The sequence below is a fragment of the Pseudomonas sp. Z3-8 genome (genome assembly GCF_051131975.1).
Lineage (GTDB): Bacteria > Pseudomonadota > Gammaproteobacteria > Pseudomonadales > Pseudomonadaceae > Aquipseudomonas.
Window position 1 is genome coordinate 5,462,029 of the sequence record NZ_CP071643.1, and the last position, 24,580, is coordinate 5,486,608.

A 24,580-nucleotide genomic window follows, 5' to 3' on the forward strand; every position below is an offset into this window, starting at 1 on the left:
AGCCTTTTTGGTTACTTTTTTGGCGTCTGAAAAAAGTGACCCGCCGTAAGGGCGGAACCCCAAGCAGCCGTTACCGCAGCAATGGATATATACCCGGTCAACAAACCCCTGGCCGGCTGCAAGGCCGCCATCGCGAGCAAGCTCGCTCCCACAGTTTGAGGTCAGTCCAGCTAGATCGAACTCAATAGCCGTTGGATCCGTAGTCAGGCGTAAACGCAAACCCAACCAACCGCTCAACCCCCGTCTCCAATCGCCCATCCGGCAACAACCGCAACCACCGATACCCTGGCGCCTGCGAGCCCACCGCAAAATCCTCACTCCCCGGCTCAAACTGGATACAGGTCGAAGGCGAAGCCAACAAACGAACCCCCTCGCGCACCCGGTCTGTTTCCTGATGCACATGCCCCCACAACACCGCCCGCACCTGCGGAAACCGATCCAACACCGCAAACAGCGCCTCCGGATTGCGCAACCCGATCGGCTCCATCCACGCACAACCAATCGACACCGGATGATGATGCAGACACACCAGATGATACCGCTCCGGCGCCTCGCTCAAGGCATTGGCCAACAGAATCAACTGCTCCTCGGCCAAAAAACCCGGCACAGAACCTGGCACGGCTGAATCCAACAGAGTGACTCGCCAATTGCCGATGTCCACCACCGGATCGAGCAACGTGCTCTGCACCGCCGCCTCAAGCATCACCTGCGGCTCATCATGATTGCCCGGAATCCACCGCGCCGGCGCATCGATACGCGCAGTCAGTTGCCGAAATGCCTCGTAGGATTGCAGCGTACCGTCCTGGGACAAATCGCCCGTGGCGAGCATCAGGTCGATATCCGGTTGCTGCCGGAGTACGAGGTCAACCACCGCCCGCAAGCTGTCACGGGTGTTCATACCCAGCAACGAAGCATCGGCCTCGGCGAACAAATGGCTGTCAGACAGTTGGACCAGCAGCGCCGCGTCGGCAGTGGTCAAGCTGGATACGCTCGGCAAATCGCTTTCTCCCAGGCGCAATCACGCCGTTGCATGAGCGGCAATTATGCTGGGGGACGATCGAAAGGGGAAACCCGCGAACCGGAACCGGTTCACAACTACCGTACGACTTCGAACTCGTGGCCCAGCGCTAGGCAATGACTCAGCCACTCGCCCAGGAACAGGTTCAACTGGGCCTTTTCGTCCGGCTGGTGCATTGACGCATTGGGGTAAGGATAGATGCCGCGAAAGCGTCGTGCATGTTCGGCACTGACCACTTCGGCCATGCGTGCATCGTGATAGACCTGCACTTCCAGCTGCGGCACCGGCAGCCAGGGCAGGCTGTGCTCCTGGCGCACCTGCAATGTGGTGGTGTATGGACAGGTCTGCAGTACTTCCAGGGCCAGTACGCCGAGCATCTGGTCGCCGTGGGTCACGGCGATGCGGCGCGGTGCCGGGTCGTTGCGCATGTCCGGTAACAAGCGCATCAGGCGGGCGTAGTTGGCCTCGCAGGCAGCCTGCAACCCCACCAGGTCGACGCGATAACGATCGCGCAGCTTGTTCAGGACCATAGCCCCCTCACTTCATCTCGATTCAAGGCCAGCCATTGCAAGGCAATGATGCTGGCCGCGTTGCAGATACGTCCGTCGCGCACCGCTTGCAGGGCGTCTTCGAAAGGCCAGACTTTTACCCGGATATCTTCGCCCTCCTCCTCCAGGCCATGCAGCCCACTTGCCCCCGCGCTGTCACAACGCCCCAGGTAAAGATGCACGAATTCATCGCTGCCGCCCGGCGACGGGAAATATTTGGTCATCGGCCAGAGCGCAGCGAAAACAAGCCCAGCTTCCTCCTGCGCCTCGCGATGAGCAACTTCTTCCGGTTGCTCGTCCTTGTCGATCAGGCCCGCCACCAGTTCCACCAGCCACGGGTTGCTCGTCTTGCCCATGGCGCCCACACGAAACTGTTCGATGAGTACCACTTCATCGCGCTGCGGGTCGTAGGGCAACACACACACCGCATCGTGGCGAACGAACAGCTCACGGCTGATTTCACGGCTCATGCCACCGGCGAACAACTCGTGACGCAGGTGTATGCGATCGAGTTTGTAGAAACCTTGAAAGCAGCTCTCGCGCTTGACGATGTCCACGGCGCTCGGTGTGGCATTGGTGAAATCAGTCATGACAGTCCTCGTTTACAGCGGATCGATGCGAGGTTCCAACCTCGGCTTCGCGCCATCCTAACGCGCCCGTACCGTTTGATGCAGCCCCTTTCCACTGATCGGGATGGACGGCAGAAGGTGAAAGAACTCTAATGAGCTTAGTGGCGAACTGATTGCCCTGCCGACAGTCGAAGCGGGTAACTTTTTGCCTTTCCCTGTTTCACGAAGGACGCCCATGTCGCTTTTCAAGATTGCTTCGCTGGCCGCCATTGCCCTGATCCTGGGTGCTTGCCAGAGCCTGTTCCAACCCAATTACCGCGCCCCGCTGGAGACCACTCGCGATGCGTCGGAGCAATTGCAGCCTGGCTGCGCCAGCGCCGATTGCCCGTTGGTCAACATCGACACCCTGCATTTCCCTACCGAGCCCGCGCTGGATGGCATCATCGAAAAACGTCTGCTGCAAATGACCCGCACCACCCCGGACGCCCCGTTGGCGCCGACGCTGGCCGCCTATCGCGAGCAGTTTCTGCGCAGCGCAGCGCCGCGCAACAGCAGCTATCTGCAGGCCAAGGTACGTGAGCAACATGACGGCCTGGTGATCATCGAACTGTCCAGCTATCTGGATACCGGCGGCGCTCACGGCACCCCTGGTCGCGGTTTCATCAATTATTCGCGCCAGCAGCAAAAAGTGCTGACGCTGTCGGACATGCTGCTGCCGGGCCAGGAAGAAGCCTTCTGGAAAGCCGCGCAAGTGGCCCACAACAGCTGGCTGATCAGCACCAAGCTGGATCAGGAGCCCGAATTCCTGAAGCAGTGGTCTTTCCAGAAAACCCCGCACATCGCGCTGACCTACGGTGGGGTGATCCTCAAATACGAAGTGAGCACCATCGCGCCGTACGCCTTGGGCCACATAGAACTGAAGATCGCCTACCCACGCCTCAACGGCATCCTCAAGCCCGAGCTGTTTCCCGGCCGTAGCTGAAAGCCCGGCCCAGCAACAATTGCAGCACCCCCGCCAGGATCAGCGACGGCAGGGTAGCGCCGATGTCCGGATAGAAGTTGGCCAGCAGGTGGTAGGTACTCACCCCGCCCAGCCAGGCCAACAACGCCGGCCAGCGCAACGCGACCGAGCGCACCTGGCTGCTGCGCTTGCGCAGGATGAAGTGATCCACCAGCACCACGCCGAACAGCGGCGCGAACACCGAGCCGATCAGCAACAGGAAGTTCTGGTACTGCGCCAGCGGCGCGAAGCAGGCGATCACGGTGCAGATGACACCAATCGCCAAGGCCAGGTGCTCGACCTTCAGCCCCGACAACATGCTCGTCGACACCGCCGCCGAGTGGATGTCGGCGAAAGCGTTTTCCGACTCGTCCAGAAGAATGAGCAACAGCGGAATACCCAACCCGGCACCGGCCAGGGCCAGCAGCAACGCGTTGACTTCACCGCTCGGCGCGAACGCCAGGGTGTAGGCCACGCCGAGGCTCATCAACCAGAAGTTACCGACGAAGAAGCCCACGGCCGTGCCGCCGAAGACGTTTCTGGCGCGTTTGCCGAAACGCGAGTAGTCGGCGATCAGCGGCAACCAGGACAGCGGCATGGCGATGGCGATGTCAAAACCCACCGCCAGCGACATCGAACCGTCGCCGGCCTGGGCCCACAGCGCCGGCAGATCGGCCTTGGCGAACAGGTTCCAGGTCAGCCAGATGCACGCCGCCAGCAGCAACCAGATGCCCCATTTGCGCAGGATTTTGCGTACGAAGGTCAGCGGCCCGCTCACCGCGAGCAGGGTCGCCAACGCGCCGAAGAACAGCGTCCACAACAATGGATTGGAGCCCAGGCTGCCTTCGCTGAAGGCCCGCGCGCCGAGCAGGCTGGCGGCATCGCGCATGACGATGATTTCGAACGAGCCCCAGCCGATCAATTGCAGCAGGTTCAACAGCGCTGGCACGCTCGCGCCCTTGCCACCAAGGCTGAGCTTGAGCGCGGCCATCGCCGACAGGCCGGTGTCGCTGCCAATCACCCCGACCGCCGCCAACAGCAGGACACCCACCAGCGTGCCGAGGAAAATCGCCAGCAACGAACCGCTCAAGCCCAGGCCCGGCGCGAGCAAGGCGCCGACCTGCAAGACCATCAGGCCGATGCCCAGGGAGAACCACAGGGAAAACAGATCGCGGGCGCCGAAGACGCGTTTGTCCAGGGGCACGGCGGTGTCTGGGGAATAGGTGCTGGGTTGGATGTTCAAGGGTTGTTTTCTCAGGAGGATATTTGTTGTTTTTTTGGCCGCTATCGCGAGCAAGCTCGCTCCCACAAGGGATCACAGGTGTACACAAATTTTGTGTTCACAGTAGATCCCCTGTGGGAGCGAGCTTGCTCGCGATGAGGGCAGTGAAAACACCACCGCCCTCAGCTCAGATCACACTTTCTTGTAAAGCTGACTACCTTCCTTCTTGAACCGCTCCGCCTGCTCCGCCAGGCCTTGGGCGACCTCGACATCCACCGCTTCAATGCGCTGGTTGGCCGCGTACTCACGCACTTCCTGGGTGATTTTCATCGAGCAGAATTTCGGCCCGCACATCGAACAGAAATGCGCGACCTTGGCCGAGTCCTTCGGCAGGGTTTCGTCGTGGTACGAGCGGGCGGTGTCCGGGTCGAGGCCGAGGTTGAACTGGTCTTCCCAGCGGAACTCGAACCGCGCCTTGCTCAAGGCGTTGTCACGGATCTGCGCGCCCGGGTGGCCCTTGGCAAGGTCGGCCGCATGGGCGGCGATCTTGTAGGTGATGATCCCGGTCTTGACGTCATCCTTGTTCGGCAAGCCGAGGTGTTCCTTCGGCGTGACGTAGCAGAGCATCGCGCACCCGAACCAGCCGATCATCGCCGCGCCGATGCCGGAGGTGATGTGATCGTAGCCCGGCGCAATGTCGGTGGTCAGCGGGCCGAGGGTGTAGAACGGCGCCTCGTCACAGCATTCCAGCTGCTTGTCCATGTTCTCCTTGATCAACTGCATCGGCACGTGGCCGGGGCCTTCGATCATGCACTGCACGTCATGCTTCCAGGCGATCTTGGTCAGCTCGCCGAGGGTTTCCAGCTCGCCGAACTGCGCTTCGTCGTTGGCGTCGGCAATCGAGCCCGGACGCAGGCCGTCGCCCAGCGAGAAGCTGACGTCGTAGGCCTTCATGATTTCGCAGATGTCTTCGAAGTGGGTGTAGAGGAAGTTCTCCTTGTGGTGCGCCAGGCACCACTTGGCCATGATCGAACCGCCACGGCTGACGATACCGGTGACGCGCTTGGCGGTCATCGGCACATAACGCAGCAACACGCCGGCATGGATGGTGAAGTAGTCGACGCCCTGCTCGGCCTGTTCGATCAGCGTGTCGCGAAACAGCTCCCAGGTCAGGTCTTCGGCCACGCCGCCGACTTTTTCCAGGGCCTGGTAGATCGGCACGGTACCGATCGGCACCGGCGAGTTGCGGATGATCCACTCGCGGGTTTCATGGATGTGCTTGCCGGTGGACAGGTCCATGACCGTGTCCGAACCCCAGCGGATGCCCCATGTCAGCTTCGCCACTTCTTCTTCGATGGACGAACCCAGCGCGCTGTTGCCGATGTTGCCGTTGATCTTCACCAGGAAGTTACGGCCGATGATCATCGGTTCCAGTTCGGTGTGGTTGATGTTGGCCGGGATGATCGCGCGGCCACGGGCGATTTCGTCACGGACGAATTCCGGGGTGATGACTTTCGGCACGCTGGCGCCGAAGCTGTGACCAGCATGTTGCTGGTCCAGCAGGCCGGCGGCGCGGGCCACTTCCAGCTTCATGTTTTCGCGGATGGCGACGTATTCCATCTCAGCGGTGATGATGCCTTGGCGCGCGTAGTGCATCTGGCTGACGTTGGCGCCCGGCTTGGCGCGACGCGGGTTGTTTACATGGGCGAAGCGCAGCTTGGTCAGCTCGGGATCGGCCAGGCGTTCCTGGCCGAAATTGGAACTCAGGCCGGCGAGACGCTCGGTGTCGCCACGGGCTTCGATCCACGGCGAGCGCACATCGGCCAGGCCCTTGCGCACATCAATGGCCACGTTCGGGTCGGTGTAGGGCCCCGAGGTGTCATACACCACCACTGGCGCGTTGATTTCGCCGCCGAAGTCGGTGGGTGTCACGTCGAGGCTGATTTCGCGCATCGGCACGCGGATATCCGGGCGACTGCCCTGGACGTAGATTTTTTGCGAGCGGGTAAACGGTTGGACCGATTGCTGATCGACCTGGGCCGATTCACTGAGGTTGGTCGCGTTTTTTGATTTTGTCGTCATCACGGGCTCTCCAGACACACATCCAGGCAGTGGATTTTTGTCGGAGCGAACCTGTGGCGAATGGACGCGTCCCTGCACGAAAGTGCGAACGCTGTGCTTGCTGCTCGAGCCTGTTCGAAGATCGAAAGTCGATTGTCGAACAACATCCCGGACGAAGCACAAGAGGACTCGCCGGGTGACGAGAAATCTTGTTCCCTACGCAGGCGCTAACCTGATCAGGTTCAACGGGATCCGAAATTATTCGATCTCAGCCTCATAGCAAGGCACCCCGACAAGAACCCGGCCAGTCTAGACACAACCGGCGCAGAACGCCATCGCCAGGGCAAAAGCCGTGATGAATGGCGCATATACAGGATTGTTGCCGTGCGTAGGCGCAACTACACTCGCTACGCCGCGCGCCTGTTATGCGCATTCAATCTTGAACGTAGGGATCGCCTCATGCTGCGCAAACTCTCACTGGCCCTTGCCGTGTCTTGTGCGACCAATGGAATGGCCTGGGCCGCCGAAGCCCCGTTATCCACCCGAACCGACCTGGTCAGCGTGTACCAGGAAGCGGTGGACAACAACGCCGACCTGGCCGCCGCCCGCGCCCAATACGGCGCGCAGAAAGAAGTGGTGCCCCAGGCCCGCGCCGGGCTGTTGCCCAATCTTTCGGCCGGAGCCGACCTGAACAACACCCGCACCGAGCTCGACCAGCCGGCGATGACCGCCACCCGCAGCTCGACGGTGTACCAGGCCACCTTGTCCCAGCCGATTTTCCGCGCCGACCGCTGGTTCCAGTTGCAGGCCGCCAAATCGGTCAATGAACAAGCGTCGCTGCAGTTGTCGGCCACCGAGCAGAACCTGATCCTGCAAAGCGCCGAAGCTTATTTCAATGTGCTGCGCAGCCAGGACAACCTGGCCTCGACCAAGGCCGAGGAAGCCGCGTTCAAGCGCCAGCTCGACCAGTCCAACGAACGCTTCGACGTCGGCCTGTCGGACAAGACCGACGTGCTGCAATCCCAGGCCAGCTACGATACCGCCCGGGCCAACCGGATCATCGCGCAGCGCCAGGTCGAAGATGCCTTCGAAGCGCTGATCACCCTGACCAATCGCCAATACAATGCGATCCAGGGCGTCGTCCACACCCTGCCGATCCTGCCGCCGGCGCCCAACGACGCCAAGGCCTGGGTAGACACTGCCGCCAAGCAGAACCTCAACCTGCTGGCCAGCAACTACGCCGTCGACGCCGCCGAAGACACCTTGCGCCAGCGCAAGGCCGGCCACGCGCCAACCCTCGATGCAATCGCCCAGTACCGCAAAGGTGACAACGACGGCCTCGGCTTTACCAACCCGAGCCCCACCGGCCAGCGCTACGGTGGCGACGCGGAGCAACGCACCATCGGCCTGCAATTGAGTATTCCGATCTACAGCGGCGGGCTGACCAGCTCCCAGGTGCGCGAGTCCTACTCGCAACTCACCCAGACCGAGCAGCAGCGCGAAGGCCTGCGTCGGCAGGTGGTGGAGAACACCCGCAACCTGCACCGCGCGGTGAACACCGATGTGGAACAGGTCCAGGCCCGGCGCCAGTCGATCATTTCCAACCAGAGCGCGGTGGACGCCACGGAAATCGGCTATCAGGTGGGCACCCGCAACATCGTCGATGTGCTCGACGCCCAGCGCCAGCTGTACACTTCGGTGCGCGATTACAACAATGCCCGGTACGACTACATCCTCGACAACCTGCGCCTCAAGCAGGCCGCCGGGACGTTGAGCCCGGAAGACCTGCAGGCCCTGTCCCGCTACCTCAAGCCCGACTACAACCCGGACAAGGACTTCCTGCCGCCGGACCTGGCACAGGCGGCAGCAGAGCAGTTGCGCTCGCGGCCGGCGCAGTAGCACACCTGCAAGCAATCCCCCTGTGGCGAGGGAGCTTGCTCCCGCTGGCCTGCCAAGCAGGCCCAAGGCCAGTCACCGCGTTCCGCCAGCCAGAACGGTAGTGCCGATTTTACGACTGCTTCGCAGCCGAGCGGGAGCAAGCTCCCTCGCCACAAAGGCTCAATCGAGCAACCGCCCCAACCCGTCCAGCAATCGCTGCAACGCGCCCTGGTTGCTGCGCATCACCTTCAACCCCGCCTCGGCCATGCGCTGGGCATCGCGGGGCAGTTCGAACAGGCGCTGTACAGCCAGGGCCAGGCTTTCGGCATCTTCGACTTCCTGCAACGCCCCGGCCGCCCGTAATTGCGCGGCGATTTCGAGGAAGTTGAACAGGTGTGGGCCACTGAGGACCGGTTTTGCCAGCGCCGCCGGTTCGAGCAGGTTGTGCCCGCCGTTTGGCACCAGGCTGCCGCCGACAAAAGCGCTATCGGCCAGCGCGTAGAGAAACAGCAGCTCGCCCATGGTGTCGCCCAGCAGCACCGATGCCTGTGCGGTGGCCGGTTGCGCACTGGAACGCCGAACCGTGGCGAAACCTTCACGCTCACACAACTGCGCCACCGAATCGAAGCGTTCCGGATGCCGCGGCACCAGGATCAACAACGCATCGGGATAACTGGCGAGCAGCCGTTGGTGGGCTGCCAGCACCACTTCATCCTCACCCTCATGGGTGCTGGCGGCGATCCACACCGGGCGTTCCACTGCTTGCCATTGGCGGCGCAAGGCGCTGGCGGTTTCGAGCAGTTGCGGGTCGATGGTCAGGTCGAACTTGATCGAGCCCGTAACCTCGACGGTTTCGGCTCGGGCACCGAGTTGGCGAAACCGCTCGGCCTCGGCTTCGGTCTGCACGGCAAACAGGCTCATTTCGCCGAGCATTGGCCGGGTGAGACTGGGGAAGCGCGCATAACCGCGCGCCGAACGCTCCGACAGCCGGGCATTGGCCAACGCCACCGGGATACCGCGCCTGGCGCACTGATGGATGTGATTGGGCCATAGCTCGGTTTCCATGATCACCGCCAGTTTCGGCCGGACCTGGTCGAGAAAACGCCTGGCCGCGCAAGGCAGGTCATAAGGCAGATAGCAGTGCTGGACGCGCGGCTCCTCGGCGAACAACGCCTTGATCCGCTCCGAACCGGTGGGCGTCATGCACGTCACCGTGATCGGCAGCTGTGGATAACGTTGCAGCAAGGCGCGGATCATCGGCGCGGCGGCAATGCTCTCGCCCACCGACACCGCGTGGACCCAGATGCCGCCCGGAACCAGTGCCGGCAAGCCCCACGCAAACCGCTCGCCGATGCGGCGGGCATACGCCGGGGCCTTGCGCGCCCGCAACCACAGCCGAATCGCCACCAGCGGCAGCCCCAGATAAAACAATGCGCTATAGAGAGTTCTGTTCATGGCGGCGGAGTTTATCGGTTTTTCAGCCGATCGCCTGCAACTGCACGGCAAAACGTTCCGCCAGCCAGCGCGCGGCCGGGCCCAGCGGTTCATCGCGACGCCAGACCAGCTCCACCACCAGAGCCGGCGGGGTCCATTCGCTGCTCAGCTCGACCATCTCTCCCAGATAGGCCGGGTATTGCACAACGTGGCGAGGGAGCCAGGCCCAGCCCAGGCCACTTCTGAGCCATTCGGCGAGCACATAGAAGCTGTCGGCGCGCCAGACCTGCGGGCTGGCCTGCTCGCTGCCGGGGTAGACGCTGGTCTGGGTCGCCATCAGCAACTGCCGGTGCCGGGCCATTTCCCGGCACGACACATAACCATGGTGCGCCAGTGGATGGCCCCGGCCACACACCGTGACCATCTCGACGCTGCCCAGCACGCGCCGCTCCAGCGCCTCCGGGATCTGGTCGTGATAGAACAGCAAGCCAAGATCGGCGCGACGTTCCACCAGTTTGCGCGCCACGTCGCCCTGGGCGGCGCTGGCAAGCTGCACTTCGAGCGTTGGAAACTGCTCGGCCAGCGCCACCAGGCTGTCGATTACCGGTTGATAGGGCATGGCTTCATCCTGGGCCAGGCGCAGCGAAGCCTCCTGCCCTCGCATCAAGGCCAGGGCTCGACCGTTGAGCCGCTCGCATTGGCGCAACACTTCCCGCGCCTCTTCCAGCAGCGTCTCGCCCGCATCGGTGAGCCGGGGCTGGCGACCGCTGCTGCGCTCGAACAGGTTCACGCCAAGGTCGGCTTCGAGCAGGGCAATCGCGCTGCTAATGGCCGATTGCGCCTTGCGCTGGTCCCGAGCCACGGCGGAAAACGAGCGTTTCTCGGCCACACCGACAAACAGCCGCAACTGCTCCAGATTCCATTGAACATTCATGGCACGACCTATCTCCATTACAGATAGGTAATGACTTTACCGCATCTGTTCGTTCCCTAGAATGGCCCCATCGAAACACGCAACCGCCAATGAGGATCTGCCCATGAACGCCTATTACTACCTGGCCATCGCCATCTGCGCCGAAGTGATCGCCACCGTTTCGATGAAAGCGGTCAAAGGCTTGAGCACACCGCTGCCCCTGCTGCTGGTCGTCGCCGGTTACGGCATTGCGTTCTGGATGCTGACGCTGGTGGTGCGCACCGTACCGGTAGGCGTGGCCTACGCGGTCTGGGCCGGGATGGGCATCGTCATGGTCAGCGTGGCGGCGCTGTTCATCTACGGCCAGAAACTCGACGTACCGGCGATGCTGGGGATGGCGTTGATCGTGCTGGGGGTGGTGGTGATTCAGTTGTTTTCCAAAACCGCCGGGCACTGAAACACATTGTTTATGGACTGGAATGCATCGTGGCGAGGGAGCTTGCTCCCGCTGGATCGCGCAGCGGTCCCAAGCCTTTAGGGCCGCTACGCAGCCCAGCGGGAGCAAGCTCCCTCGCCACAAACGCCTTTCGCAACTTGTCACGTTGACCATCAGCAAATTCCACCCGCACCGAGTCTGTATACTGCGCCCTCGTCTTGAACACTGAGGTCGCTGCATGCCATCCGTTATTTCCACCGACATCCTGATTGTCGGCGCCGGAGTCGCCGGCCTCTGGCTGAACGCGCGCTTGCGCCGCCAGGGGTTTTCAACCGTGCTGGTGGAAAGCGCCAGCCTCGGTGGCGGGCAGAGTGTCAAATCCCAGGGCATTATCCATGGGGGCGCCAAATACGCGCTGCACGGAGCTCTGACCGGCGCCTCGGAAGCCATCGCCGACATGCCGCGCCGCTGGCGCGAAGCCCTGAAGGGCGACGGTGAGCTGGACCTGTCCGGCGTACGCATGTTGTCTGACGCTCATTACCTCTGGTCTCCCGGCACCCTGGCCGGCAACCTGACCAGTTTCTTCGCCAGCAAGGCCGTGCGCGGTCGCGTCGACCAGGTCAAAGGCGAGCAACTGCCGCCGGCCCTGCAGGACAAGCGCTTCAAGGGCAAGGTTTACCGCCTGGCCGAGCTGGTGGTGGACGTTCCCAGCCTGATTGCCCGCCTGGCGGACCTGGCCGGCGACAGCCTGCTGGCCGGGCAGCGCATCGAACCCTTGCACGAACAGGGCGAGCTGGTCGGGCTGAAGGTCGACGACCGCGAGATCCGCGCCCAACGCATTGTCCTCAGTGCTGGCGGAGGCACTGCCGACTTGCTCAAGGCCCTTGGCCTGGATCAGCCGGCCATGCAGACCCGGCCGCTGCACATGGTGCTGGTCAAGGGGCCGAGCCTCAAGCCGTTGTATGCGCACTGCCTGGGCGGCGGACCAAAGCCGCGCGTCACCGTGACCACCCACCCGGCAGCCGACGGCCAGTGGGTCTGGTACCTGGGTGGCGACCTCGCCGAGGGCGATGCCGTCGCCCGCGAACCCGCCGCGCAGATTGCCGTCGCCCAGAAAGAAATCAGCCAGTTGCTGCCGTGGATCGACCTCAGTACGGCGCAATGGGCCACGCTGCGGGTCGCGCGCGCCGAACCGCTGCAATCGGGCCTGACCCGTCCGGACAATGCCTTTGTCGCCGAGCAGGGACGCCTGCTGGTGGGTTGGCCGACCAAGCTGGCACTGGCCCCGGATTTTTCCGACCGGGTCATCACCGCGCTGCAACGCGACGGCATCCAGCCCAGCCACCCCGCCCCGCTGCCGGCCCTGCCGAAACCGCCCATGGGCGTCCCCGCCTGGGAGCAATTGCTGCCATGAGCCTACCGACCCTGCACGACCTGCATCGCCCGCTGGGCCATAACGGCCCGCTGGTTTCTCCCCTGGGCCTGGGCACGGTCAAGCTTGGCCGCGACCAGGGCGTCAAGTACCCCAACGGTTTTCGCATCCCGGATGACAGCGAAGCGCGCATGCTGCTCAAGCTGGCCCGCGAGCTGGGCATCAACCTGATCGACACCGCGCCGGCTTATGGGCACAGCGAAGAACGCCTCGGCCCACTGCTGCGCGGCCAGCGTCACGACTGGGTGATCGTCAGCAAGGTCGGTGAAGAATTCAGTGATGGCCAGTCGCGCCACGACTTCAGCGCCGCCCATACGCGGTTTTCGGTGGAGCGCAGTCTCAAACGCCTGGAAACCGAGTATATCGACCTGATACTGGTGCACTCGGACGGCAACGACCTGGCGATCCTCAACGACAACGAGGTCTACCCGACGCTGGCGGCCCTCAAGCGCGAGGGCAAGATCGGTGGCTTCGGTTTCTCCGGCAAGACCGTCGACGGTGGCTTGAAAGCCCTGGAGCAAGGTGATTGTGCGATGGTCACCTACAATCTGAACGAACGAAGCGAAAAGGCGGTCATTGACTACGCAAGCGAGCACGGCAAGGCGATCCTGGTAAAAAAAGCCCTGGCCAGCGGTCACGTCTGCCTGAACCCCGGCGAAGACCCGGTTCGCACCAGCTTCGAACTGTTGTTTGAGCATCCCGGGGTTGCCAGTGCTATTGTCGGCACCATCAATCCGCTGCACCTCGCCCATAACGTCTCGACCGTAGCCAAGGTCCTGCGTAAAAACTGACGCCGCCTACGCGGTCTTAAGCAAGGAGCCGATATGCCGCGTACGCTCATCAGAAAAAACCCGAGCAACTTCAAGACCCTGCCCCTCGCTGTCGAAGCAACGCCCGAAGGCCTGACATACCAGAGCGTGGGCATGCCGCTGAATTTCGCCCAGACCTTGCAGCGGCGCCGCCCCGTGACAGTCGACGATGCCGAGCGTTTTTCCGTGGAACTGGCGAACCTGGGCGTCTCGGTGCGCCTGACGCTGCATTGGCAGAACCGCGATTATTGGGTGCTCGTGCGTCAACGCCGACAGGATCGCGGCGATGTAGTGCTCAAGCTGATTTCCGGCTACGTCCCGGCCCATGAACTGAATCTGCCGCTGCTCACCGCGATCAACGAAATTGCCGAAGAATGCCTGCTGGAAACCCCTGAAGGCTGGCTCGGCGGACGTTTCAACGACACGTGGTTGCCGGCGCCCTATTCAAGCGCCCTGCATTACCGTGAGGCCTTGCCGTTTCGGCTGGCCCCGCTATCGGGCTCGGCTCGCCCGGTGCGCTGCGCCAACCTGCAACTGATCGAACGCCCAAGGGCCTACGTCCATTTGCCCACGGCATCGCTGCAGTTGATCTACGACTTGCGCCTGGATGTGCCCAAGGAAGCCAAGTCCCTGAGCCTGTTCCATGTCGATGAACGCCTGGAGGGCGACCAACTGGTCGCGCGCCTGGACCGCAAGCGGCCCGATCTCTACCTGATGCCGCTGCAGGACGGGCAACCCTTGCCCGAGCTGTATACGTTGAAGAAGGACCAGTTATACCCGGCCAGCACCCGAGGCTTGTATCTGGCGGAGAGCTTCGCCCGGCAGGACGGCTGGCTGGTGCGCGAGGAGCGGATTCGCTGGAAGGACTGGCTGCGCCAGCAAGGGCTGACGCCACCAGGAAAAGAATCCGGGCTGACCCGATTGAAGGGCAAGGCCCGGCAGTTGCTCAAGAAGATCGTGCCACGCAAGGTGGTGCGTTAGTCAAAGTGATCTGAAAATGCTCTTGTGGCGAGGGAGCTTGCTCCCGCTGGGTTGCACAGCGCCCCCCATTTTTCATGGGCGCTGCGCACCCAAGCGGGAGCAAGCTCCCTCGCCACAAAAGCTCCCCAGCCACGGGGCTAGCTCGACGGCAAAGGCTCAGTTATTGCGGATCTTCTCCACAATCGCCGTCGTCGAGCTGTTCTCCACCAGCCCCAGCACCTTCACGGTGCCGCCATAAGCCGCGACGATATCGGCGCCGACGACCTGGTCGATGCCATAGTCACCGCCCTTGACCAGCACGTCCGGCTTGACCTGACGCAGCAGGTTTTCCGGCGTGCCTTCGCTGAAGCTGATCACCCAGTCCACCGCGCCAAGGCCGGCCAGCACCGCCATGCGGCGGTCAACGCTGTTGATCGGCCGGCCCGGCCCTTTGAGACGGCTCACGGAGGCATCGTCGTTGACCGCGACGATCAGGCGATCGCCTTGGGCTCTGGCCTGTTCGAGGTACGTCACATGGCCGGCATGGAGGATGTCAAAGCAACCGTTGGTGAACACGATTGTTTCGTTGTGCGCGCGGGCGTCGTCGACGGCCAGCAGCAACTGCTCCAGCCCGAGCACGCCACGCTCGGAACCCTCTTCACGCTGGATGGCGCGACGCAGCTCCGGAGCGCTGATAGCCGCCGTACCCAGTTTGCCAACCACGATACCGGCCGCCAGGTTCGCCAGGGCCACCGCGTGGGGCAGTTCCTCGCCAGCGGCGATGGCTGCCGCCAGTGTGGAAATCACCGTATCGCCGGCACCCGTCACGTCGAATACCTCACGGGCACGGGCCGGCAGGTGCAGCGCCGGATGATCGGGACGCAACAAGGTCATGCCATGTTCGCCCCGGGTGACCAGCAGCGCACCGAGCTCCAGGTCGTGCATCAGCTGTGCGCCTTTGCTCACCAGCTCGTGCTCGTCGGCGCAGCCACCGACGATGGTCTCGAATTCGCTGAGGTTCGGGGTGATCAGGCTCGCGCCACGGTAGATGGAAAAATCCTTGCCCTTGGGGTCGGCCAACACCGGAATACCCCGGGCACGAGCCGCCTGGATCAGCGTCTGGTGATTTTTCAAGGCGCCCTTGCCGTAGTCCGACAACACCAGCACCTTGATACCTTCGAGCAGTTGATCGACCTCGGCGCCAAGGGCCAGGGGATCGGTGGCAAACGGTTCTTCGAAGTCGATCCGCAACAGTTGTTGATGGCGGCTGATGACCCGCAACTTGACGATCGTCGGCTGGTGCGCAATGCGCTGGAATATCGCCCGCACGCCCGCGCCCTTGAGGCTGTTGGCCAGGCTGTCGGCGGCTTCGTCGTCGCCGGTCACGCCGACCAGGGACGCCGGTGCGCCGAGCGCGGCAATGTTCAGGGCGACGTTGGCGGCGCCACCTGGCCGATCCTCGATATGCTCGACCCTGACCACCGGCACCGGTGCCTCGGGGGAAATCCGTGATGTACCGCCATGCCAATAGCGGTCGAGCATGACATCGCCGACCACCAATACAGGGGCTTGATCGAATCGCGGCATGGACAACTTCATGGAGCATCCCACATACAAAATGAACAGGGGCGCGATATTAGCACAGGGTTGGGGAAGGCTCGTCCATGGCGGTTATCGGATGAGATGCACGGGCTGGCCGAGGCACCCCGACGGTTCAAGGTCGACGGGCCTGGTCGTCCTCCGGCGGCGTCCCATTCAGCCGCCGGACCCAGAAAAGCTCGTGGCGCCGAACCGCCTTGCGGAAAAATTCGTCTTCTCCGGTGCTGGGCCAGCGGCGCCCGGCCAGCAGTCGTTGGATGATACGGCGCAGCCGTCGCTTGAATGGAGGTCGGCCCTGCAAGTCATGCTGCATGCCCAGCGCCATGGCCTTGTCCATGCGGGTGGAAGCGTCCAGCGACGGGCTCCACAACCCATCGGCCGGCAACGGTTCGATGGCCGGAGGCAGCGCAATGCCATGGCCCGCCGGGCCCATCGGCCAGCGGTCGTTGTCGTGCAGGTGATTGGCATAGAGCAGCAATGTCTGTGGCCGCCAGGTGCTGAGTTCGATCGCCTCCATCAGCGCCCGGCTACTGGCGACATGATCGCTGTGGGGGTCCAGCTCGGGGTGCGGCGTCAGCACCACCTCGGGCCGGTGATGTTCGAGCAGCCGCGCAAGGTCGGCCACCAGGTTGCGCCACGTCGGCAGGCCATCCGCGTCACCCGGCAGGTTCAAGGCATTGAACCGACGAACCTGGCGGATATCGCTCTCGCCCGACTCCCGCGAGCCAAAGGCCTGGTCCGGCGTCTTGGCCATGGCCTCCAATTGCAGGCAGTAGTAACCCAGCTGCACGCACTGCTGTTGCGCCACGCCCCCCCACAATGGCACGGCCAGGCTGTCCCAACTGCGCAGGCGACCCTTGAGACGAGCGGCCTCGGCGGGATCCAGGCCCATGTCGCGATAACGCTCGGCCTCGATTTCACCCTGGGTCAGCGTAACGATCGCAACCTCGCTGGCACGGCTGTACAGCCCGAACGCCGCGAGTTCGGCGTCATCGGCATGGGGCGCGACGATCAGCAGGCGCTGCCGGGCGAAATCCGGGTTGCTCAGTACATGCAACATAGCCTGGGGAGCCAGGCTGCAAAAACGTCCGCGCAAGGCCAGGGTTCCGGCCGACAGCGCCGCCTCTTGCCCGGACAAATTGAGGAAGCGCTCGCCACAGACGCCCCGTTCAAGATCCTGGCGATCCTCACCGATCCACACCCGCGGGTCGAGGAAGCGCCCCAGCCCATGACTTTTTACCCGCACCTGGAGGATCAGCGTCTGCCGGGCATCGAACTCACCCGCGACCTGCAGGCGTCCGCCGCTCAGCGTGACGGGAAATTGCGGGGTGCCTGGCGGAAAGTCATAGCGATAATCATCGCTCGGAGCATAGAACAGATGGTCGGAGAACCACGCTTCATGAGCCACCCAGCCCAACAGGAGAAACACCGGCAACGACCACCACGAGACCGTGAAGCCGAGCACCAGCGCCGCCAGCAGCGCGCCGGCCAGAACCAGGCGCTTGCGTTGACGATGGCGTTTGAGCAGTTGCTGCTTGCGTGCGCTCACGGTGCTGTTCCCTCGTTCATCAGCTGCGTGTCCTCGCTCAAACCTGGTAGACCGGAACCCGGTTGCACCAGCGATCCTTGTATTCGCGATCGGCGCGGCCGAACGAGTAGCGCAACGGTTTGCCCGCCGCCCGGGCGTGCTCCCATTGTGCCTGGGTGTTGACGAAGCTGAGTACGCTGCCCGGGCTGAAATCGCGGCTCTGCGGGTCGACCCCGCCATTGATATATTCCAGGCTGAACCAGCCGGGCGCCTCGACCCGATACAGAATCTGGATCGCCACCGGTTCGTCATTCAAATAGATCAGCGAGCCGGTCATGAATTCGCGCATCAGGCTGAACACCTCGGCCAGATGGGTCTTGCCGGGGGCTTCGAAGTTCCAGCGACGCTGGAACAGGTCCGCATACACCGCAGCCTGCTCGCCGGGGCTCAGGTCGAGCATTGGCCGGATACTGCCACCGGCGTCTTCCAGCAGACGCTGCTCGCGGCGCTGGTTGTAGCGAAACTTCTTGCTGTAGTCCTCGGGCTCACGCGCCAGCGCCAGGCCTTCGGGTTGTTCGGCGAGACCGATGATGTGCGGTGCATTCAGTTCGGACACATACCGCATGCGGTGCCGCAGGCGAACCTGGGCGCCTTGGCTGACGGGCAGGATGACCTCGGCATTGCCGAGGTCGAGCATGCCACGCTTGCCTTCACGCTTGAGCACATCCTTGGACAGCGCCACATGCCGGCCCCAGGTAGGCACGGCGGCACACAGCTGGCCGTCAACGAGCCAGCCCAGGTAGCGCACCGGAATGCCCACCAGCCCGGCCAGGCGCTCGACCACATCAGGGTGTGTCGCCACGCTGCCACCGAATTGATGCCAGGCCTGGGCATAAGCCACGGCGTCTATGGGGGTCCAACCGTTTTCGCGCCAGGCCCGCCAGTAACTCAGGATCAAACGAAGGTCTCCTTCGCCACCTCATCGGCAGCCTCGACGAAGTCCTTCTCGTGCAAGCGTGCGTAGAAGCCATTCAGCGCCAGCAACTCGGCGTGGGTACCGCGCTCGACAATACGACCTTTGTCCATCAGCAGGATGAGATCGGCTTTCTCGATCGTCGACAACCGGTGGGCGATGACCAACGTGGTGCGCCCTTTCATTACCTGGTCGAGGGCTGCCTGGATGTGCCGCTCGGACTCGGTGTCCAGCGCCGAGGTAGCTTCATCGAGGATCAGCAGCGGAGCGTTCTTGAGCAACGCCCGGGCAATCGCCAGGCGCTGGCGCTGGCCGCCGGACAGCAGCACGCCATTCTCGCCCACCAGGGTGTCGTAACCCTGGGGCATCTGCTCGATGAACTCAGCCGCGTAGGCATCTTCGGCAGCCCTGCGGACGTCTTCAAACGGTGCGCCGGCAAGATCGCCATAGGCGATGTTGTTGGTGACACTGTCGTTGAACAGCGTGACCTGCTGGTTCACCAGGGCGATGTGCCGACGCAGGTTGGTCAACCGGTACTGCTCGACATCCACGCCGTCGAGCAATATCTGGCCCTTGTCGTGGTGATAGAACCGTGGGATGAGGTTGGCAAGGGTCGACTTGCCGCTGCCCGAGCGCCCTACCAGGGCGATCATCTGGCCCTCTTCGGCGGTGAAGGAGATATCGTCGAGCACCAGCTTTTCCGTACCCGGGTATTGGAAGCTCAGGTTGCGCACTTCCAGGCGACCGTTGACCCGGACCATTTCCTGGGTGCCGGTATCGATTTCGGGCTCTTCGTCGAGCTGCTCGAAAATGCTTTCCGCCGCGGCCAGTCCTTTCTGGATCGTGGCGCTGACTTCCGACAACTGGCGGATAGGCTTGGGTAGCAGACCGGCGGCGGTGATGTAGGCGACCAGTTCCCCTGCCGAGGCGTCGCCACGCAGGTAAAGCACCAGGTACATCAACACGGCCATGCCGATATAGATCACCAGTTGCAGCATCGGCGTGTAGATCGACTGGGTCCGCGTCATGCCCAGGCTGCGGTTCATGTTGTCGGCGCTGGCCTTGTGAAACCGCTCGATTTCGTAGTGTTCGCCGCCGAAGCTGCGTACCACGCGGTAGCCCTGGATGGTTTCCGACGCCACGTGGGTCACATCGCCCATCGCCACCTGGATCTTCTTGCTCTGCTTACGGAATTTCTTGCTGGCGCTACTCACCAGCACGGCAATGACCGGCAGGATCGCCAGCAATACCAGGGTCATTTTCCAGTTGCTGTAAAGCAGGTAGCCGAACAGGAACACCACGGTCAGGCCTTCCCGGATGACAACCTTGATGGCATCGGTGGCGGCGCCGGTGACCATGGTCACGTTGTAGGTGATACGGGAAATCAGGTGGCCGGAGTTATGGTTGTCGAAATAACGGTTGGGCAAGGTCAACAGGTTGTCGAACAGCGCGCAACGCAAGTCATGGACGACGCCCCGGGCGACCTTGGCCAGGTAGTAGTTGCCCAGGAACGAACCGATCCCCTGGTAAACCGCGATCAGCACGATCAGCAGCGGCACCCCGAGCACCAGCGAGACCCCCATGAAGCGGGTGTCATTGGGCTTTTGCAGCGCGTCGAGAAAATGCTTGAGCATGTCCGCCAGCATCGGCTGGCTGGATGCAAACAACACGAAGCCAACGATACTGACGGCGAAAGCGCCCCAATACGGGAGAACGTATTTCAGCAATCGCAAGTAAATCTTCATGCTCGATTGCTGGTCGGAATTGGCCATTCGGTGCGCCTCGCACGTTTGAAAAGACAGACAAGCTGCGGATTGTAACAGCGAACCAATTACATCGGTTCAGTCAGGAGGAAGTCCCTGCAGCGCGACCTCGGGCAGCCAGCACGATGCTCAACGCAATGGGCAGCCAGGTGACCAACCAGTCCGCATTGGGTTTGAGCCACAAGCCAATGCCGTCGGTCATCAAGGAAACCGATGCGAAGACCCAGAGCGCCAACAACACCTGGCCCAGCGGTTGCGCGCGGCACATCCAGCCTCTCCAGCCTGCGACCAGCCACAGCCCGCCAAACAGCAGCAGGCCTGGCACGCCAAGGCGCACACCGGTATCCAGGAACAGATTGTGCGGATGCTTGAAAGCCTGGCCAATTTCAGGGATGGGAATTAGGTAGGAATGGAACCCCACGCCCATCGTCCAGTGATCGAGCATCAATTGAACACCGCCCTGCCACAGTTGGGGACGATAAGACAGGCCCCGCTGCAGCAGGATTTCCGGCTCGAATGCGGCAACCAGGGCCACCCCCGCCACGACCAGGGCAACCAGCGCGCCGCCCAGGCGTGAAGGTCGCGCCATGGCCATCACCAGCAGACAGGCGCCCAGCCCGATCCACACCCCACGGGTCTGGTTGGAACCCAGAAATAACAGGTAGCCCAGCGCCGCGACCATCAGCAGCGCCATCGAAGCCGGTTTCAGATGCCTGGATCGCCAGGTGAAAACGCCCATGATCGCCAGGCTCCCCACCGCATGGGCAGCCATGATCGGCGTATCCCACAGGCCGATGGCAATCAACCGGTCGCTCAAAGGCCGGGCACTGAGCCCGTAGAAATACACCCAGGACGCGGCTGCGAATAACCCGCCGAGAATCGACGCCCCCAGCACCATGGACTCCAGCCGCCAGTGGTGATTCTGCGCAGCCAGCAGCACGCCTGCCAGGGTCAGCGTCACGTAGAGAACCACCTTGCTCTTGCCCAAGGCGTTATCGCCGCCCTCGACCATCAGCACTGCCAGCGTCCAGGCCACTAGCACGGCGAAAAGTGCGCATTCGGGCAACTTGAGCATCGAGCGAAAATCCCGATGCAGCAGCCCCAACAAAGCGGGCAACCACAACAGGAAAATCAGCAACTGGTGGTACAGCTTGTTGCTGGGCAACACCCATGCTCCACACAACAGCACAAGGAAGCCGATGGATGCCCATATCGTCAGATTGTCTCTATCGACCAGCCGCCTCAGGCAGATGGGCATTGGTCTTTACCCAACAGCCTGTCGGCGACCCGTTGCAACTGAGACTGATCGGCATTCTTCCAGGCACCCTTGATGCAATAGCACTCGGAAAGGTAATGGAAGAAGTTGCGGCGCAAGCGCTCATCGAGCGGCCATTGCGGGAATGCACGAGCCAATGACACGACCTGATCGGCATCGTCGGCGTGCATCACCAGCCCGTCGATATTAAAAAACGCCTGGCCCAGGGTCAGCACCGGCTTGCCCAACAACAAGCTCTCCAGGCCCACGGTCGAATTGATCGTGATCACGAACTGACTGGCCTCGATCAACTGCTGCGTGGCATTGCCGTTGGCGAAGAGCAGGCGCTCATGGGTCCGCTCGTGCAGCTCGGGGTACGTCTCGCGGCTGGACGGGTGCTCCTTGAACACCACCGTCAGGCCCGTCTCCTCGGCGAGTCGCTCGCCCAAGGCAAACATATCGCGCATGTTCCTGATCCAGGGCGAGAATAGCCGGACCTGGCTGTCACGATCGTCTTGGAACGGAATGAACACGAACTGCGCCGGCAGCTCGATCGGCGCCGGGCCGGCGCTGCGTGGCGCACGGGGAATCAGCACCGGTGCAGCCTGGTTTTCCGGCACCGGATACGGGTAGTCGAGGTAGAAACCGGCATCGCGAGGAACCGCGTTCAGGTAGTTCACCCCGCGCGGGTCCACGGTGGTGGTGTCGGGCAACAGGCCGTTCTCGAAAAAGAACGTCTTGCAGCCACTCGGTGCCAGCGCCGTGAGCAACCGGCAGTAACGATGGGAACCGTTCCAGAACGCCAACGCATCGGGGCGTTCCCGGTCAAGCAAGGCCTGGGCGCGCAGGGCCATCCAGAGAAGTTCGAGGCGCAGCAACAGGCGATACAGCGCGCCATTGTTCTTGTTCTTGACCCGACGTTCCGCGCACTTTTCCTCGATCAGACTCGGCCAATCGATGCGCGAAACAACCTTGGAGATCCGTCGGAACCCGGGCCAAGGCATTTGTTGAGGAGAAACGACCTTACCCTGCAGCTCGGTTTCGTTGAGCAAGCGGTTGAAATAAAGGCCTTGGTGCTTGGCCAGGGAAATGAACAGCGTTTTTGTCATGGAATGTCCAGAAAGACGGCGCCAGGCAGGCCCGCAAACAGGGCGAACACCCTGGGAAAAATTGACGCGACTATACCACAGCGGTTTTTGCCGCCTGCACACTGCGCTAACATACCCGGCTGCCCCTCCCAGCGGGCCAAGCCTTGGAGCCTCGATGCAAACGCTCGACCCTACTGTTTACCTCAGCCTGCGCGAAGGTGCCGATGTCCTTGAGGCCGATCGCCAAGGGGATAAGGTGCTGCGCCTGGCCGATGGCTCGATGCTCAAGCTGTTTCGCCGCAAACGCCTGCTGACCTCCGCGCTCTGGTCACCGTATGCCAAGCGCTTTGCCGACAACTGCCAGACCTTGCACGCGCGCGGCATCGAATGCCCGCGCATTCGCCAGGTCTACCGCATTCCCGCCATCGAGCGTGATGCCGTGCATTACGACCCGCTGCCCGGCAGCACCCTTCGTCAATTGCTCGGCGCGGACACCTCTATCGACCTTCGGTCACGACTGGGTGAGTTCATCGCTCGCCTGCACCAGAACGGCATCTATTTTCGCTCCGCGCACCTGGGCAACGTGGTGCTGACGCCTGAAAACACCTTGGGACTGATCGATGTCGCCGACTTGAAGGCGTATCGCAAGCCGCTGCGCAAAGGGCTGCGCCTGCGCAATTTCAAACACATGTTGCGCTATCGTCAGGACCGCGAATGGCTGCTCCAGGACAACCAGTTCCTGGAGCATTATCTCAGTCATCAGAAGGTGTGCAACGAGCGGGAACTGAGGCTCGCGCTCGGCATTTGAGCGGCAGGCTACGACGTCAGCCGACGGCAGGCAGCCTATAGGTTTCGAAATTTTCTGCCGGGTCTCTGCCGCGCAGCAAGTCATTGACCAGCTCGACGGTTTTTGCCAACCCTCTGGAGCCGTGCACCAGATGGTAGTCGGCGAAGCCCCGAGCCTTGGCCACGCACTGCGGATAGTCCTGCTCAAGCGCGCGCAACTGCTGGGAAAACGCCTGTTCATCGCGCACTTGCGGCCCGAAGAACAACGCGTGGGAAAAGATATCCACATCGCGGCCGGCATTCACGTGAATTACCGGACGCCCCGCCAGCCCTGCCTCGATGCCGGCGTTGGACATGATATTGATGACCGCGCTGGCCTGGGCGAGCGCCTGTGCCAGCGAGCACTCCACATCCAGCAACTCGATGTTGGCGAACCGCGTCGCCGCGTCGCGCCAGAACTGCGCCTTGCTGCGCGGATGGCGCTTGAACAGCACGCGATAATCCGGGTTGCGCCCGGCCCAATCGCGCAGCAACTGGTAAGTGTCCTGGTAGCCGGCTTCTTTCTCCCGATCAGGCCCTACCCCCAGCACCAGCAGCGTTTTGATAGTTGGATCAGCGACGGGCAGGTCATAGGTTTCGTCGGCGAGATAGGAACCCACCAGCACCACCGTCGACTCACCGAACCGCAGCGTCCGCTCTTGCAGTGCTTCCAGCGAACTGCGGCCGAAGACGCCGTAATAATCGTAGTCGTTCATTCCCAGCCGGCGGGACGACTCCAGTGTCGTGGCATGCGCCAGGTGCAGCAGGCGGGCCCCACGCGCAGCCAGCGCCAGGCGCAGGAACGGAGCGTGGAGACTGCCATTGCGCTCGTTGATCAGTACTTTGGGCTGATAGGTCATCACCAGCCATTGGGCGTGGGCGGCATAGACCAGGTAACGCAGCGGCACGGACTGTGGCGGCGGCGCCAGCATGCGCTGGGCACAGGCATCGGCGGGAGCGCGCAGCGCAGCTTCCGTCAGGTGATGACCGCGCTTGCGCAGGGCATCGATCAGGATGTTCTTGCGCTGCAACGCCATGGACTTGGGCGCTGAATGCAGCAGCAGCACCTCGCAAGGTACCGCGTCGGTCGAATGCTTCAAGCACGCCTTGGCGCGCAAACCAATCGTTACATCCACCACCACGTCACGAACCAGGCGCAACAGGCTGCCCAGGCGACCGTGACGCTCGCGCAGCAGTTTCCAGCGGTAGCGGTCCAGTTCACGAGCCTTTCGAGCCCAGCTTCCGTCGGCCTGGAACATGCTGTCGTCA

At 62.6% G+C, this 24,580-nt stretch carries 21 protein-coding genes and 1 riboswitch; of the genes, 7 read left to right on the forward strand and 14 right to left on the reverse strand.

Going from position 1 to position 24,580, the window contains the following annotated elements; all coding sequences use genetic code 11:
- Positions 1 to 181: 181 nt before the first annotated feature.
- The 3 genes from cpdA to J3P94_RS24920 form a co-directional block, all read right to left on the reverse strand.
- Complete coding sequence (cpdA, locus tag J3P94_RS24910) at positions 182 to 997, reverse strand: 3',5'-cyclic-AMP phosphodiesterase (protein WP_434570023.1); 816 nt, start codon at positions 995 to 997, stop codon at positions 182 to 184.
- Between the two features lie 98 nt (positions 998 to 1,095).
- A complete protein-coding gene (locus J3P94_RS24915; RefSeq protein ID WP_003186471.1) occupies positions 1,096 to 1,548 on the reverse strand; it encodes a DUF1249 domain-containing protein in 453 nt (150 codons plus the stop codon).
- Positions 1,539 to 2,156: an NUDIX domain-containing protein gene (locus J3P94_RS24920; RefSeq protein WP_434570025.1), complete on the reverse strand. Its 618-nt coding sequence runs from the start codon at positions 2,154 to 2,156 to the stop codon at positions 1,539 to 1,541. The genes J3P94_RS24915 and J3P94_RS24920 overlap by 10 nt, the downstream gene beginning before the upstream one ends.
- A 214-nt stretch (positions 2,157 to 2,370) precedes the next feature.
- On the opposite strand from J3P94_RS24920, the gene J3P94_RS24925 reads away from it, so the two are divergent.
- Positions 2,371 to 3,117, forward strand: coding sequence for a DUF3298 domain-containing protein (locus tag J3P94_RS24925; RefSeq protein ID WP_434570027.1), 747 nt, complete (start codon positions 2,371 to 2,373; stop codon positions 3,115 to 3,117).
- On the opposite strand, the gene cytX is transcribed toward J3P94_RS24925, so the two are convergent.
- Together cytX and thiC are read right to left on the reverse strand one after the other, a co-directional pair.
- The gene (cytX, locus tag J3P94_RS24930; protein WP_434570029.1) at positions 3,086 to 4,378 is read right to left on the reverse strand and encodes a putative hydroxymethylpyrimidine transporter CytX; all 1,293 of its coding nucleotides are present in this window, start codon (positions 4,376 to 4,378) and stop codon (positions 3,086 to 3,088) included. The two genes, J3P94_RS24925 and cytX, sit on opposite strands and share 32 nt — an antisense overlap.
- 171 nt (positions 4,379 to 4,549) lie before the next feature.
- Positions 4,550 to 6,439 carry a phosphomethylpyrimidine synthase ThiC gene (gene thiC / locus J3P94_RS24935; RefSeq protein WP_434570031.1) on the reverse strand — a complete coding sequence of 630 codons (1,890 nt, stop codon included), beginning with the start codon at positions 6,437 to 6,439 and terminating at the stop codon, positions 4,550 to 4,552.
- Between the two features lie 175 nt (positions 6,440 to 6,614).
- Positions 6,615 to 6,720, reverse strand: a riboswitch (TPP riboswitch).
- Positions 6,721 to 6,877: 157 nt separating this feature from the next.
- On the opposite strand from thiC, the gene J3P94_RS24940 reads away from it, so the two are divergent.
- Positions 6,878 to 8,317 carry a TolC family outer membrane protein gene (locus J3P94_RS24940; RefSeq protein WP_434570033.1) on the forward strand — a complete coding sequence of 480 codons (1,440 nt, stop codon included), beginning with the start codon at positions 6,878 to 6,880 and terminating at the stop codon, positions 8,315 to 8,317.
- A gap of 159 nt (positions 8,318 to 8,476) precedes the next feature.
- Here the strand turns inward: J3P94_RS24940 and waaA are convergent, their stop codons facing one another.
- Complete coding sequence (waaA, locus tag J3P94_RS24945) at positions 8,477 to 9,751, reverse strand: lipid IV(A) 3-deoxy-D-manno-octulosonic acid transferase (RefSeq protein ID WP_434570034.1); 1,275 nt, start codon at positions 9,749 to 9,751, stop codon at positions 8,477 to 8,479.
- A 22-nt stretch (positions 9,752 to 9,773) separates the two neighbouring features.
- The gene (locus J3P94_RS24950; protein ID WP_434570036.1) at positions 9,774 to 10,664 is read right to left on the reverse strand and encodes a LysR family transcriptional regulator; all 891 of its coding nucleotides are present in this window, start codon (positions 10,662 to 10,664) and stop codon (positions 9,774 to 9,776) included.
- A 103-nt stretch (positions 10,665 to 10,767) separates the two neighbouring features.
- On the opposite strand from J3P94_RS24950, the gene J3P94_RS24955 reads away from it, so the two are divergent.
- The 4 genes from J3P94_RS24955 to J3P94_RS24970 all read left to right on the forward strand — a co-directional run bounded on the left by J3P94_RS24955 (position 10,768) and on the right by J3P94_RS24970 (position 14,301).
- Positions 10,768 to 11,100 (forward strand): DMT family transporter, encoded by a 333-nt coding sequence (locus J3P94_RS24955; protein WP_305497247.1) that lies wholly within the window; start codon positions 10,768 to 10,770, stop codon positions 11,098 to 11,100.
- Positions 11,101 to 11,317: 217 nt separating this feature from the next.
- Positions 11,318 to 12,493, forward strand: coding sequence for an NAD(P)/FAD-dependent oxidoreductase (locus J3P94_RS24960; RefSeq protein ID WP_305497248.1), 1,176 nt, complete (start codon positions 11,318 to 11,320; stop codon positions 12,491 to 12,493).
- A complete protein-coding gene (locus J3P94_RS24965) occupies positions 12,490 to 13,302 on the forward strand; it encodes an aldo/keto reductase (RefSeq protein ID WP_434570038.1) in 813 nt (270 codons plus the stop codon). The genes J3P94_RS24960 and J3P94_RS24965 overlap by 4 nt, the downstream gene beginning before the upstream one ends.
- A gap of 33 nt (positions 13,303 to 13,335) precedes the next feature.
- Positions 13,336 to 14,301, forward strand: a complete 966-nt coding sequence (locus J3P94_RS24970) for a metal ABC transporter ATPase (RefSeq protein ID WP_305497250.1) — start codon at positions 13,336 to 13,338, stop codon at positions 14,299 to 14,301.
- 156 nt (positions 14,302 to 14,457) lie between these two features.
- On the opposite strand, the gene hldE is transcribed toward J3P94_RS24970, so the two are convergent.
- The 6 genes from hldE to J3P94_RS25000 form a co-directional block, all read right to left on the reverse strand.
- Positions 14,458 to 15,879 carry a bifunctional D-glycero-beta-D-manno-heptose-7-phosphate kinase/D-glycero-beta-D-manno-heptose 1-phosphate adenylyltransferase HldE gene (hldE, locus tag J3P94_RS24975; RefSeq protein ID WP_434570040.1) on the reverse strand — a complete coding sequence of 474 codons (1,422 nt, stop codon included), beginning with the start codon at positions 15,877 to 15,879 and terminating at the stop codon, positions 14,458 to 14,460.
- A 115-nt stretch (positions 15,880 to 15,994) separates the two neighbouring features.
- Positions 15,995 to 17,428 carry a PIG-L deacetylase family protein gene (locus J3P94_RS24980; protein ID WP_434570042.1) on the reverse strand — a complete coding sequence of 478 codons (1,434 nt, stop codon included), beginning with the start codon at positions 17,426 to 17,428 and terminating at the stop codon, positions 15,995 to 15,997.
- A gap of 37 nt (positions 17,429 to 17,465) precedes the next feature.
- Positions 17,466 to 18,362, reverse strand: a complete 897-nt coding sequence (locus J3P94_RS24985) for a GNAT family N-acetyltransferase (RefSeq protein WP_434574297.1) — start codon at positions 18,360 to 18,362, stop codon at positions 17,466 to 17,468.
- Positions 18,362 to 20,152 (reverse strand): lipid A export permease/ATP-binding protein MsbA, encoded by a 1,791-nt coding sequence (msbA, locus tag J3P94_RS24990; protein ID WP_305497257.1) that lies wholly within the window; start codon positions 20,150 to 20,152, stop codon positions 18,362 to 18,364. The genes J3P94_RS24985 and msbA overlap by 1 nt, the downstream gene beginning before the upstream one ends.
- Before the next feature lie 73 nt (positions 20,153 to 20,225).
- On the reverse strand, positions 20,226 to 21,308 hold the full coding sequence (locus J3P94_RS24995) for an O-antigen ligase family protein (RefSeq protein ID WP_434570044.1): 1,083 nt from the start codon (positions 21,306 to 21,308) through the stop codon (positions 20,226 to 20,228).
- 77 nt (positions 21,309 to 21,385) lie between these two features.
- The gene (locus tag J3P94_RS25000) at positions 21,386 to 22,507 is read right to left on the reverse strand and encodes a capsular polysaccharide export protein, LipB/KpsS family (RefSeq protein WP_434570045.1); all 1,122 of its coding nucleotides are present in this window, start codon (positions 22,505 to 22,507) and stop codon (positions 21,386 to 21,388) included.
- A 154-nt stretch (positions 22,508 to 22,661) separates the two neighbouring features.
- Here J3P94_RS25000 and J3P94_RS25005 point away from each other — a divergent pair, with 154 nt between their 5' ends.
- Entirely contained in the window at positions 22,662 to 23,294 is a 633-nt protein-coding gene (locus tag J3P94_RS25005) for a toluene tolerance protein (protein ID WP_434570047.1), read from the forward strand.
- Between the two features lie 16 nt (positions 23,295 to 23,310).
- Here the strand turns inward: J3P94_RS25005 and J3P94_RS25010 are convergent, their stop codons facing one another.
- Positions 23,311 to 24,570, reverse strand: coding sequence for a capsule biosynthesis protein (locus J3P94_RS25010; RefSeq protein WP_434570049.1), 1,260 nt, complete (start codon positions 24,568 to 24,570; stop codon positions 23,311 to 23,313).
- Positions 24,571 to 24,580: the final 10 nt, after the last annotated feature.